Origin of the sequence: Actinomycetospora sp., assembly GCF_036497245.1 — a bacterium.
Taxonomy (GTDB): domain Bacteria; phylum Actinomycetota; class Actinomycetes; order Mycobacteriales; family Pseudonocardiaceae; genus Actinomycetospora.
The window spans coordinates 1-11,500 of record NZ_DASXJS010000014.1 but is presented as its reverse complement, the minus strand read 5'-3'; the positions used below and the strand labels follow the sequence as shown (position 1 = coordinate 11,500).

Here is an 11,500-nt window from a genome sequence, read left to right as displayed (position 1 = left end):
CGTGCGGTCGTCCACCCGAACGGGGGGTGGCCGAACCCGATCGGGCGCCATGGGACACGATCTCCGCGTGGAACCGGACACCCGGAGCGGCGCGGACGAGGACATCGCGCCCACCGAGGCCCGGCCCGCCCCGGCCGAGGCGGCCGCCGCGCCGGACCCCGACCCGGGTGCCGTCGCCACGATGGCACCCGCCGACGAGCCGGCACCCGCCGCCGACCCCGCACCCGCCGCCGAACCGGCACCCCCGTCCACGGTGGGGGAGCGGTTCGACCTCGGCGAGCGGCTCGGCCGCGGCGCCGCGGCCACCGTGTACCGCGCCCGCGACCGCCTGCTCGGGCGCGAGGTCGCCGTCAAGCTCTTCGCGCCGGGGATCGGGACCCTCGAGTCGGCGTCGGTGCGGCGGGAGATGCAGGCGACCGCGCAGGTCGCCCATCCCGGGGTGCTCGAGGTCTTCGACGTCGGCGAGGTGGACGACCGGGTCTTCCTCGTCACGCGTCTGGTGCCCGGGGGCTCGCTCGCCGACGCGCTGGAGCGCGGCCCGCTCCCGGTCGACGTCGTGGTCGGCCTCGCGGGCGAACTGCTCGCGGCGCTCGGGCACGTCCACGCGCTCGGGATCGTCCACCGCGACGTCAAGCCCGGCAACGTGCTGCTCGACCCGGAGCCCGACGACTCCTCCGACCCCGACGACTCCTCCGACCCCGACGACCCGGGACCGGCACGGGTCCACCCGGTGCTCGCCGACTTCGGGGTGGCCGCGATGGCCACCGCGACCACGGTGCACGGGCAGGTCACCGGGACCGCCGCCTACCTCGCACCGGAGCAGGTGCGCGGCGAGGACGTCGGCTCGCCCGCGGACGTCTACGCCCTCGGGCTCGTGCTGATCGAGTGCCTCACCGGACGGCGGGAGTTCCCGGGCGGGCCGGTGGAGTCCTCGGTCGCCCGCCTGCACCGCGACCCCGTCGTCCCGGACGACCTCCCCGATGCGCTGCGGGCGCTGCTCGCGGCGATGACGTCCGCCGCGCCGGTTGATCGCCCGAACGCCCAGGAGGCGCGCGGACGGCTGCGGACGCTCGCGGAGCCGCTGGGCCTCGACGAGGAGACGCTCGCGGTGCCGCCCGCGGTGATCGCGGCCGACGCCGCGCCCGCGGCCCGCTCGTCGATCGTGCTGGGCGCCGTCCCGGCGGCCTCCACGGCACCTCCCGCGCCGCTCACGCCGGGGGTCCCGCCGCAGCGCGTCGAACCGCCCACCGGACCCGTCGTCGCGCCGCCGCCCGCGCGCCGGACCAGCACCCTGCGCCGCGGGCTGCTGGTGGGCGCGGTGGCCCTCGTCCTCGCGGGTGGGGTCGTCGGCGGGGTGGCCCTGACCAGCGGCTCGACCCCGCTCACGGCGGCCCCCGCCGCTCCCGCACCCGGGTCTCCGGGCGCGCCGTCCCCTCCCTCGCCGCTCGCCCCACCTCCGCCGGGCACGAGCCCGGCGGCCGGCCCCTCGACCGACCCGGGCACCGTCGCCCCTGACCCGACGGCCCCCGGTCAGCCCGAGGATCCCGACGGCGGCGACGCCCCGCTGCCGGTGCCGCCCGCACCCGCTCCGAGCACCCCCGGCACGCCGCCCGCCCCGGCACCGTGTCGCAGCGTGGTGTCCTCGCTCGCCGGGACCGGCGCGACGGCGCGGCTCGTCTTCACCAACCGCGGCGACGCGGCCTGCACGCTGGCCGGCTTCCCGGCGGTGCGCTGGGTCGGTGCGGGGGGCAAGGCGGTCGGCGCCCCGGCGTCGCACACCGGTGCCCGCGGTGCCGCCCTGACCCTCGCGCCCGGTGGCTCGGTGGCGGCGACGCTGAAGATCGTGCCCGTCTCCGAGTTCGACGCGAAGAACTGCGACGCCGTCGCCGTCCGCGGGCTCACGGTCCGCGCCCCGGGCACCACGACGGCGGCCACGCTGCCCCGAACCGGCAAGGCCTGTTCCGGGAAGATCGGGAAGCCGCAGCTGGCGATCACCCCGGTCGCCGCTCTGTAGGCGAGCTCCCGGGGCCGACCGGGCCGCGGCCACCTCGTCTTACCGATCCGTGACGATTCCGCCCCGGAGGCCGCCGTCGGCCTAGGTTCGACAGCGTGACTGCCCTGGTGCTCGTCGTCGATGACGACGCGACCGTGCGCGACGTCGTCGCGCGCTATCTGGGCGACGCGGGGTACGCCGTGGACGTCGCGGGCGACGGGCGGAGCGGCCTCGACGCGGCGACGCGGGGCGACCCGGACGCCGTCGTGCTCGACCTGATGCTGCCGGGCCTGTCGGGCCTGGAGCTCTGCCGCGCGCTGCGACTGCGGGAGAACCCGCCCGCGATCGTCATGCTGACCGCGCGCGGCGAGGAGAGCGACCGCGTGCTGGGCCTCGAGCTGGGGGCCGACGACTACGTGACGAAGCCCTTCAGTCCCCGCGAGCTGGTGCTGCGGGTCGGCTCGGTGCTGCGCCGGTCGGTGCCCTCGACCGCCGGGGCGCTGGTCGACGGCGACCTGCGGGTGGATCGGGCCTCCCGACGTGCCTTCCTCGGCGAGGGTGAGCTCGCCCTGACGACCCGGGAGTTCGAGCTGCTCGCGTTCCTGCTCGCCCACCCCGGCCGGGCGTTCACCCGGGGCGAGCTGCTGACCCAGGTGTGGGGGTGGAGCTTCGGCGACCAGTCCACCGTGACGGTGCACGTGCGCCGACTACGGGAGAAGATCGAGCCCGACCCCACCCAGCCGCGGCGCCTGGCCACGATCTGGGGCACCGGTTACCGCTACGACCCGGTCGCCTCGTGATCGCCGAGGTGGCGCAGGTCGCCCCGGTGGCGCTGGGGTTCACCCTCGTCGCCGCCCTCGTCGGGGCGCTCGTCCTGCACCGGATGCGGGGCCGGTCGTTGACCGCGGCGATGACGACCCTCGCGTTGGTCCCCCTGGGCGCCGCCCTGTCCGGGGTCATCGCGGTCAGCGGCTTCATGTACACGCCCGCCCTGGCCGGGGCGGCCGTCGTCGTGATCGTGGTCGCCGTCGTGACGGTGCCCGCCGCGGTCCTGCTGGGACGTGCGTTCGCCCGCGAGGCGCTCTGGCAGCGCGAGGCGCGGGAGGTCGAGCGCCGGTCCGAGACCGCCCGCCGTGACCTGGTCAGCGGGATGAGCCATGACCTGCGTTCACCGCTCGCGGGGATCCGCGGGATGACCGACGCGCTGATCGACGGCGTCGTGCACCGGCCCGACGACGTCACCGAGTACCTGGACCGGATCGGGCGCGAGACCGACCGGATGACCGCGATGGTGGAGGACCTCTTCCAGCTCTCCCGGGCCACCTCCACCACCCTGCGGCTCGAGGTGGCTCCCCTGGCCCTCGGGGAGGTGGTGTCGGACGCGGTCGCCGTGGACGCGGACGCGGCCCGGCGCGCCGAGGTCCTGGTCACCGCCGACGACCCGCAGTCCTGGCCCACCGTCCACGGCAGCGACACCGAGCTGACGAGGGTCGTCCGCAACCTGCTCACCAACGCCGTGCGCCACACGCCGGCGGGCGGGACCGTCCGGGTGTCCGCCGGGGTGCGTGACGGTCAGGCCTGGCTCGGGGTCCAGGACGCCTGCGGCGGAATCCCCGACGACGACCTCGGGCGGGTGTTCGACGTCGGGTTCCGCGGGTCCGCGGCCCGCACCCCCGATCCGGGATCGGGGGCCGGGCTGGGCCTGGCCATCGCCCGCGCCCTCGTCGAGGCCCACGGCGGTCGGATCGGCATCGCGAACAGCGGCCCCGGGTGCTGCGTGACCCTGACGCTTCCGTTGGCCGAGGTCGTGCCGGTCAACGCCTGACGTGTCCCGGTCCGAATTCTGACGATTCCCTGACGTGACGGTCCACGGCTCCGAATCCCGAGCATGGTCTCTCCACAGCCGGCCGATCAGACGACCGGGGAGACTCGCAGGAGAATCCGCCATGGGGATGTTCAGCCCGACATCGGCACCGCATCACGTGCACACCGTCCACCGCCTCGCCGCCGCGTCCACGGGCGCATTCCTGCTGCTGTTCGGAGTTCTGGGTTCGGTGCGCGCGCCGGCATTCCTGACGACGTCCGGCGCGGACGTGCTGGGGATGTCCACGAACGGTCTGCTGGCCACGCTGTCGCTGCTCATGGGTGCGGCCCTGATCTTCGCGGCCGTGCGCAGCGGGCCGGTGGCCTCCACGATCTCGCTCGTGGCCGGCGGCCTGTTCCTGGCCTCGGGAATGGTGAACACGATGGTCATGGGCTCGGCGATGAACGTGCTCTCGTTCGGACTGGTGAACGTGCTCTTCAGCCTCGTCGTCGGGGCGGTCCTGCTGATCCTCGGCGCGTACGGGCGGTTCAGCGGCGCGCTGCCGGCCGACAGCCCGTACGCCCACGTCTCGCGGCCCGTCGGGACGGCGCGAACGGTCGTGGTCCACGGCGACGACGACCGCGCGCTGGCCGAGGCCGAGCGCGCCGTCGCCCTGCACGCCGCCACTCCCGAGCAGGTCGTCGGGGTGCACGCCGCTTCCGCCCATCGCACCCACGACCAGCGCCTCCGGGCGTTCCTGGGCGCATCCTGATCCCGCGACGACTCCCGACGACGTGAGCGAGGCCGTGCCATGGACAAGCGCTTCGACGACCTGACGGCCGTGTTCGTCAACGGCAGCCTGACCCGCTCTCCGGGGGTGAGCAACACGGCGGGCCTGATCGGGGTGAGCGCCGGGATCATGCGCGCCCAGGGGGTCGGGGTCGAGGTCATCCGCTCGATCGACCACGACATCGCCACCGGGGTCTACCCGGACATGACCGAGCACGGCTACGAGCGCGACGAGTGGCCGGCCATCTACACGCGAGTCCTCGCTGCCGACATCCTCGTGCTCTGCGGACCGATCTGGCTCGGGGACAACAGCTCCGAGACGAAAAAGATCATCGAGCGGCTCTACGCCTGCTCCCACCTGCTCAACGCCGACGGGCAGTACGCCTACTACGGCCGCGCCGGCGGGTGCCTGATCACGGGCAACGAGGACGGCGTCAAGCACTGCGCCATGAACGTCCTCTACAGCCTCCAGCACCTGGGCTACACGATCCCGCCGCAGGCCGACGCCGGCTGGATCGGCGAGGTCGGTCCCGGGCCGTCCTACCTCGACCCGGGGTCAGGCGGTCCGGAGAACGACTTCACCAACCGCAACACGACCTTCATGACCTGGAACCTGCTCCACGTGGCCCGCATGCTGCGCGACGCCGGCGGCATCCCCGCCTACGGCAACCAGCGCACCGCCTGGGACGCCGGAAGCCGGTTCGACTTCCACAACCCCGAGTACCGCTGACCGCCTCACACCCCTTCGGCGCCGTCCAGGGCGGCGGTGACGATGCCGTCGGCGTCGATGCCGTGGAGGGCGTAGGCGCCGGCGAGGTCGGAGGACTGACCGAAGGCCGTGACTCCGAGGTGACGGGCCCGGACCCGGTGGATGCCGGCGAGGAAGGCGAGGGTGTGGGGGTGGCCGTCGAGGACGGTGACCAGCGGCGCGGCGCGGGCGGCGGGGAACGCGGCCTCGACCGGTCGGCGGTCGCCGTCCTGGAGGGCGCGGAAGAGCAGGTCGGGACTGGTCACGACGACGACGTCGGCGGGCACCCCGAGCGCGTCGAGCCGCTCCGCGGCGGCCAGCGCGGCGGGCACGGTGGCGCCCATGGCGGCGAGGGTGACCCGCGGCGGCGTCGCGGCGCGCCGCAGCAGATAGGCGCCGCCGACCACGCCGCGGCGGCGGCGCTCCCGCGCGGCGGGGTCGGTGGGGACGGCGGCCAGGGACTGGTCGACCGGCGCGGTGGAGAGGCGCAGGTAGGTCGAGGAGCCGTCCGGGCGGCCGAGTCGGCCGAGCCCGTCGAGCAGGCACCAGGTCACCTCGACCGCGAACGCCGGCTCGAAGGCCACGCACCCGGGCTGTTCGAGCCCGATAGAGGGGGTGGTGATCGACTGGTGCGCGCCGCCCTCGGGGGCCAGCGAGACCCCGCTCGGGGTGCCGACGAGGATCGACTGGCCGCCGGCGTACATCCCGAACGCCCAGGGTTCGAGGGCGCGGGCGACGAAGGGGTCGTAGAGCACCCCGATGGGCAGCAGCGGCTCGCCCCAGCGTGACCAGGTGGCGCCGAGCTCGCCGAGCAGCCCGACGAGGTTGGTCTCCGCGATCCCGAGCTCGATGTGGCGTCCGCTGGGGCGCTCGCGCCAGTGCAGGATCGTCTCGGCGTCGTCGTCGAACCAGTCGCGGCGCTCGCGCACCGACCAGGTGCCGACCTTGTTCAGCCAGCCGCCGAGGTTGGTCGAGGACGCCACGTCGGGGGCGACGGTGACCAGCCGGGCGGCGACCTCGGGGGCCTCGCGGGTGAGGTCGAGCAGGGCGCGGCCGAGAGCCTGCTGGGTGGTGCCGGTGCCCGACGGGGTGCGGCCGGCGTCGGTGGGGACGGCGGTCCTGGCGTGCGCGGCCGGGTCGGCGTCCTGAGCGCGGTCGAGGCGCGCGGCGGTGTCGGTGCACAGTCGGGCGGCGTCGGAGTCCGGGGGGAGCGGGCGCCAGGGGTCGTCGAGGTCGGCGCCGACGTGCTCGGCGAGCTCGCGCATCTGGGGCTCGGTCAGCAGGCTCGAATGGTTCTGCGGGTGGCCCTGGCTGGCGAGGCCGTAGCCCTTGACGGTGTAGGCGAACACGACGGTGGGCCGGGTGTCGTCGATGGCGTCGAAGGCGTCGAGCAACGCGCCGAGGTCGTGCCCGCCGAGGTTGCGGATGGCGGCGTGGACGGCGTCGTCGTCGATCGTGGCGAGCAGGGCCGAGATCTTCTCGGGGTCGTCGGGGTGCTCGCTGCTGCCCTCACCCGGGATGCGTTCCCGCAGCTGGGCCGAGGTGCAGCGCAGCAGCCGCTGGTACTCGGGGTTGGTCATGCCGTCGATCCGTCGGCGTAGCGCCGGCCCGCCGTCGCGGGTGTAGAGATCCTCGAGCAGGCGGCCGTACTTGACAGTGATGACCTGCCACCCCGCCGCGTCGAACAGCCCGTGCAGCCGGGTCACCGAGATGTCAGGGACGACCCGGTCCAGGGACTGGCGGTTGAAGTCGACGACCCAGCAGACCTCGCCGAGCTCGCGGACCATGGGGTCGAGCACGGCCTCCCAGACCGCGCCCTCGTCGAGCTCGGCGTCGCCGACCAGCGAGAACTGCCGTCCGAGGATGCCGCGGCTGCCCGCGCGGGCACCGACCCCGTGGGCGTAGCGGCGGGCGATGGCGCCCCAGATCGGGGCGGTCGCGCCGATGCCGACAGAGCCTGTGGAGTAGTCGACGGGGTCGGGGTCCTTCGAGCGCGACGGGTAGGACTGCAGGCCGCCCTTCTCCCGCAACGTGGTCAGGTACCGCGCGTCGAGCCGGCCCAGCAGGTGGTTGATCGCGTGCAGCACCGGGCTCGCGTGGGGCTTGACCGAGACCCGGTCCTCGGGGCGCAGCGCCCCGAACCAGAGCGCCGTCATGATCGAGGTGATCGACGACGACGACGCCTGGTGTCCGCCGACCTTGAGCCCACCGGGGTTCGGGCGCACCCGGTTGGCGTGGTCGATGATCGCGGTCGCCAGCCACAGCACGCGGTTCTCGACCGCGCGCAGCGTCTCCAGGTCCGCCGCCCCGGGAGTGGCGGGCGCGGGGATCGTCGTCGTCACTGGCGTGGACCTCCTGGTCGGGTCGCCGTCCGTGCTGACATCTCACCGGCTCCCGGGGAGGTGAGCAACAGAACCGGTCGATACGGCAGGCGACGCGCAAGAACCGCCCGCCCGGCGATGGTAGAACGTCGTTATGTTGTGGATGTGGCGCCGATTCCCGATGTGGACGACCTCGACCGCCGGCTGATCACGCTCCTCCAGGAGGACGGCAGGCGGACGTTCGCGGACATGGCGCCGCGGGTCGGCCTGTCCGTCGCGGCGACCAAGCGCCGGGTGGACCGATTGCGCGAGGTCGGGGTCATCACCGGCTTCACGGTCCAGATCGACCACGCCCGGCTCGGTCTCGGGGTCGAGGCGTTCTGCGAGGTCCGGTACGCGGGCACCACCCCGGTCGAGACGATCGTGCACACCGGCTCGACCGTGCCGGAGGTGCACGCCGTCTACACGATCGCCGGCGACCCCGACGCGCTCGTGCAGGTGCGCGTCCGCGACATCGCCCACCTCCAGGACGTGATCGACCGTCTCCGCCGTGCGGGGGCGGTGGTCGGGACGAAGACGCTGATGGTGCTGGGCAGGTGGGTGCGGTCATCGTGAGCACGCTCCCGCGAGCGCCGAGTGGACTCCCACGGCTGCTGCGGCAGCCCTGAGCGTCCACTCGGCGGATGGCCGTCGGGTGTGGCGCGCGTGGGCCCGCCCGCCCTCCCCGTACCCTGCGACGACGTCGGGCTGATCGGGTGACGAGGGGCGAGCGTGACGACTCTGCCGGTCACGGACCGTGCGCAGGACGAGACGCCGGTCGCCCCCGTCCGGCCCGCCCGGCGGGTGCTGTCCCCGCGCGCCGGTTCGCTGCTCGCCGCGGTGCTGGGCGGCCTCGCCGGCGCCGTGCTCTTCGCCGTCGCGCACCGGGGGCTGCCGGACGACTCGTACATCTCGATGGACTACGCCCGCACGCTCGTCGAGCACGGACGCTGGGGCCTCACCCCGTTCCGCGACGCCAACGCCGCCACGTCCCCGCTCAACGTCTGGGTGCTCGCCGCGGGCATCGTCGTCACCGGGCGCCCGGTGGTCGCGGTCGGCCTCGAGCTCATGGCCTCGACGGCGCTGCTCGCGGCGTGGGGCTCGACGATCGCGGCGATGCTCGGGTGGCGCCGCTGGGTGCTCCCCACGGTCCTGGTCGGGCTGCTGGTCACCTCCCCGTTCTTCACGAGCACCGTCGGGATGGAGGCGTTCCTCGGGGCGGCGCTCGTCGTGGGGGTGCTGCGGTACGCGATGGCCGGCCGGCCCGTGGTGGCCGGGGTGCTCACCGGGCTCGCGGCCCTGGCACGTCCCGACCTCGTCGTGCCCGCCGTCGTCCTGCTGGTCGTGGCGTTCGCGGTCTTCGCCCCCCGCCGGTGGCGCGCGCTCGCGGGTGCGGTCGGTCTCGGGGCCCTGGTCGCGCTGCCGTGGCACGTGTTCGCCTGGTTCACGCTCGGCGGGTTCCTGCCGGACACCTTCGCGATCAAGACCGTCGGCGGCTCCTTCGCCGACGGGGAGACCTTCGGCAACGCCGCACCACGGATGTTCGAGCGGTGGCCGGTGTCGATCACGCTCGTGTTCGCGACGATGCTGGTCGGGCTGGTGGCGTTCGGGTTCGCCGCGGCGGCCTGCGCCCGCGGGTCGAGGGCGCTCGCGGACCGGTTGACCCTGGCGGCCGGCCTCGCGGGCCTGGCGCACTACGTCGCGTACGCGTTGCTCGGGGTGCCGTCCTACCTCTGGTACTACTGCGCCTCGATCGCGCTGGTCAGCCTGTGCGCGGCGCTCGGGGTGGCGCGGCTCGTCGAGCGTGGGGTGGGTGGGGCCTTCGCCGGGATCGCCGTGCTCGCGGGGCTGTCGGCCGGGGTGCAGATCGCGGCCGGGGTCCCGTGGGTCTCGCCGGTCTTCTACGGCAACTGGGCTCTGCCCGCGCAGTACCTCGCGATCGGCGAGGACGTCGCCCGGACCCTGCCGCCGGGCGGGAGCGTCGAGGCGCCCGGTGAGATCGGGGCGCTCGCGTACGGGTGCCGCTGCGACATCGTCGACGCCTTCTCCGACCACGCCTGGGCGGTCGGCCTCGCGCAGGAGCGCGAGGGGAACGCCGGCCCGGTGATGCGCGCGGTGCTGCGGGCCAACCGCGCCGGGACCGACCCCGGACCAGCGGTGCGCTCCCCGCTGACCCTGCACTACGACCTCGGCCCGGGCCCGGGCTGGCGCTCCGACGTCCCCGGCCGCGGGGTCGGGCACTTCTGGATGACGACCACGTCGCTCGAGCGACCCTGACGCCCGCCGTGCTGACCGTGCGCGGGGCCGACCTGCTCTGGACCGGAACTGCGGAGATCCCCGGCGGCGAGGTCGTGTGCGACGACCTCGGGTCGGTCACGACGACGCCGGCCGCCGGTGGCGGCGAGGTCCTCGACGCCTCCGGCTGCGTGATCACCCCCGGGCTGGTGAACGCCCACCACCACCTGATGCAGTCGCTCTTCCGGACGCTGCCCGGTACCCGCGGGGTGCCGATGCGCGATGGCTCCCGACGATGGCCGCGGCCTACGCGCGCGCCGGGGTCGACGTCGAGCTGTGCGCCCGGGCGGCGCGGGTCGGCCTCGCGGAGTCGCTGCTCTGCGGGGTCACCACCGTCGCCGACCACCACCTGACCTGGCCCGCAGGTCTGCCCGACCGCGGGGTCGGGATCGCGACGGCGGTGGCGGACACCGCGACGAAGCTCGGGGCGCGGCTGGTGTTCGTGCGGGGGAGCGCCCGCGACGACCCGCAGGAGGCGGCGGCCTCGGCGGACGCGATCGCGACGGCGCTCGCGGGCCGGCCGGGCGTGCAGGTCGCCGTGGGGCCCGCGGGCGTGCACTCGGACGCCCCGGAGACGTTCGCGCTGCTCGGCGAGGTCGCGGCGCGCCACGGGCTGCGGCGCCGGACCCAGGCGAACGAGCAGGTCGACGTCGAGATCGCTCTCGAGCGCTACGGGCGCAGGCCGCTGGAGCTGCTCGACGAGTGGGGCTGGCTCGCCCCGGACGTCATCCTGGGCCCCGACCGGCTGGTCGCCGTCGACGCCCTCGTCGCCCTCCGCGAGCGGCTGCGCGGGCGCGTCGAGATCCAGCTCTGCCTGCTCGCCGGGTACGAGGCCGAGACCGCGCTGATCGAGGAGGCCGTCGCGCGGGGCATCGACGTCCTCGGCGGCTGCCCGCCGAGCGGCGCCGCCTTGACCGCGGCCGTGCGCCACCACGGCCGCCGTCGGCTCCCGGGAGGCGCGTCGGACGGGAGCCTGGAGCCGCCGTCGGGCAGCGTCGTCGAGGGCTCGGAGAGGGTGCATCGGGAAGAGCGCGATGATCACGCAGACCATCGAGCAGCACGGTCCCCACCTTCCGGTCTCGACGGACTGGGTTTCCGGTCTCGACGGACTGGGTGACGGCGTCGTCGGCTGCCGCCGCGGCGGTGGCGGCCGCGACCGTCCCGGCGATCGAGCTGCCCGGGCTCGCCGTCACGAAGTCCGACGAGCACTGCCCCCTCGGCCAGGTCGCGTGCCGGGAACTGCGCCGGGAGTTCGGGCTCCGGACCTTCCTCACCTGCGGCCCGACCTCGTGCACATGGACCTGGCGACGCGCCGGGTGCCCGAGGACCTGCGGTCGTTCGAGCACATCGGGTTCGGCAAGACGGTGTCGTTCGGCTGGCTCACCGACGACTTCGGCCCCGACGGCCACATCGGCGACCCCACCGGCGCCACCGCCGAGCACGGCAAGACCGTGTTCGACGCGGCGGTCGGCCGGCTGGTCGAGGTGATCGCGGAGGCGCACCGCTGGCCT

At 74.8% G+C, this 11,500-nt stretch carries 10 protein-coding genes; 9 read left to right on the top strand and 1 reads right to left on the bottom strand.

The window, feature by feature from the left end:
- Positions 1-67 precede the first annotated feature (67 nt).
- The 5 genes from VGI02_RS02275 (at position 68) to VGI02_RS02255 (ending at position 5,316) form a co-directional block, all read left to right on the top strand.
- The gene (locus tag VGI02_RS02275; RefSeq protein WP_331625619.1) at positions 68-2,014 is read left to right on the top strand and encodes a protein kinase domain-containing protein; all 1,947 of its coding nucleotides are present in this window, start codon (positions 68-70) and stop codon (positions 2,012-2,014) included.
- Between the two features lie 95 nt (positions 2,015-2,109).
- A complete protein-coding gene (locus tag VGI02_RS02270) occupies positions 2,110-2,793 on the top strand; it encodes a response regulator transcription factor (protein ID WP_331625618.1) in 684 nt (227 codons plus the stop codon).
- The gene (locus VGI02_RS02265) at positions 2,790-3,818 is read left to right on the top strand and encodes a sensor histidine kinase (protein ID WP_331625617.1); all 1,029 of its coding nucleotides are present in this window, start codon (positions 2,790-2,792) and stop codon (positions 3,816-3,818) included. The genes VGI02_RS02270 and VGI02_RS02265 overlap by 4 nt, the downstream gene beginning before the upstream one ends.
- Positions 3,819-3,945: 127 nt before the next feature.
- A complete protein-coding gene (locus VGI02_RS02260; RefSeq protein WP_331625616.1) occupies positions 3,946-4,569 on the top strand; it encodes a DUF4383 domain-containing protein in 624 nt (207 codons plus the stop codon).
- Positions 4,570-4,608: 39 nt separating this feature from the next.
- Entirely contained in the window at positions 4,609-5,316 is a 708-nt protein-coding gene (locus VGI02_RS02255; protein ID WP_331625615.1) for a flavodoxin family protein, read from the top strand.
- A gap of 5 nt (positions 5,317-5,321) precedes the next feature.
- Here the strand turns inward: VGI02_RS02255 and VGI02_RS02250 are convergent, their stop codons facing one another.
- Positions 5,322-7,676 (bottom strand): thiamine pyrophosphate-binding protein, encoded by a 2,355-nt coding sequence (locus VGI02_RS02250; RefSeq protein ID WP_331625614.1) that lies wholly within the window; start codon positions 7,674-7,676, stop codon positions 5,322-5,324.
- A gap of 153 nt (positions 7,677-7,829) precedes the next feature.
- Here VGI02_RS02250 and VGI02_RS02245 point away from each other — a divergent pair, with 153 nt between their 5' ends.
- From VGI02_RS02245 to VGI02_RS02230, 4 genes are all read left to right on the top strand, one after another.
- Complete coding sequence (locus tag VGI02_RS02245) at positions 7,830-8,270, top strand: Lrp/AsnC family transcriptional regulator (protein ID WP_527249117.1); 441 nt, start codon at positions 7,830-7,832, stop codon at positions 8,268-8,270.
- A 156-nt stretch (positions 8,271-8,426) separates the two neighbouring features.
- A complete protein-coding gene (locus VGI02_RS02240) occupies positions 8,427-9,971 on the top strand; it encodes a hypothetical protein (protein ID WP_331625612.1) in 1,545 nt (514 codons plus the stop codon).
- 253 nt (positions 9,972-10,224) lie between these two features.
- On the top strand, positions 10,225-11,106 hold the full coding sequence (locus VGI02_RS02235; protein WP_331625611.1) for an amidohydrolase family protein: 882 nt from the start codon (positions 10,225-10,227) through the stop codon (positions 11,104-11,106).
- Positions 11,024-11,500 (top strand): creatininase family protein (locus tag VGI02_RS02230; RefSeq protein ID WP_331625610.1); only part of this gene is annotated, 477 nt, incomplete at its 3' end. The genes VGI02_RS02235 and VGI02_RS02230, both read left to right, overlap by 83 nt.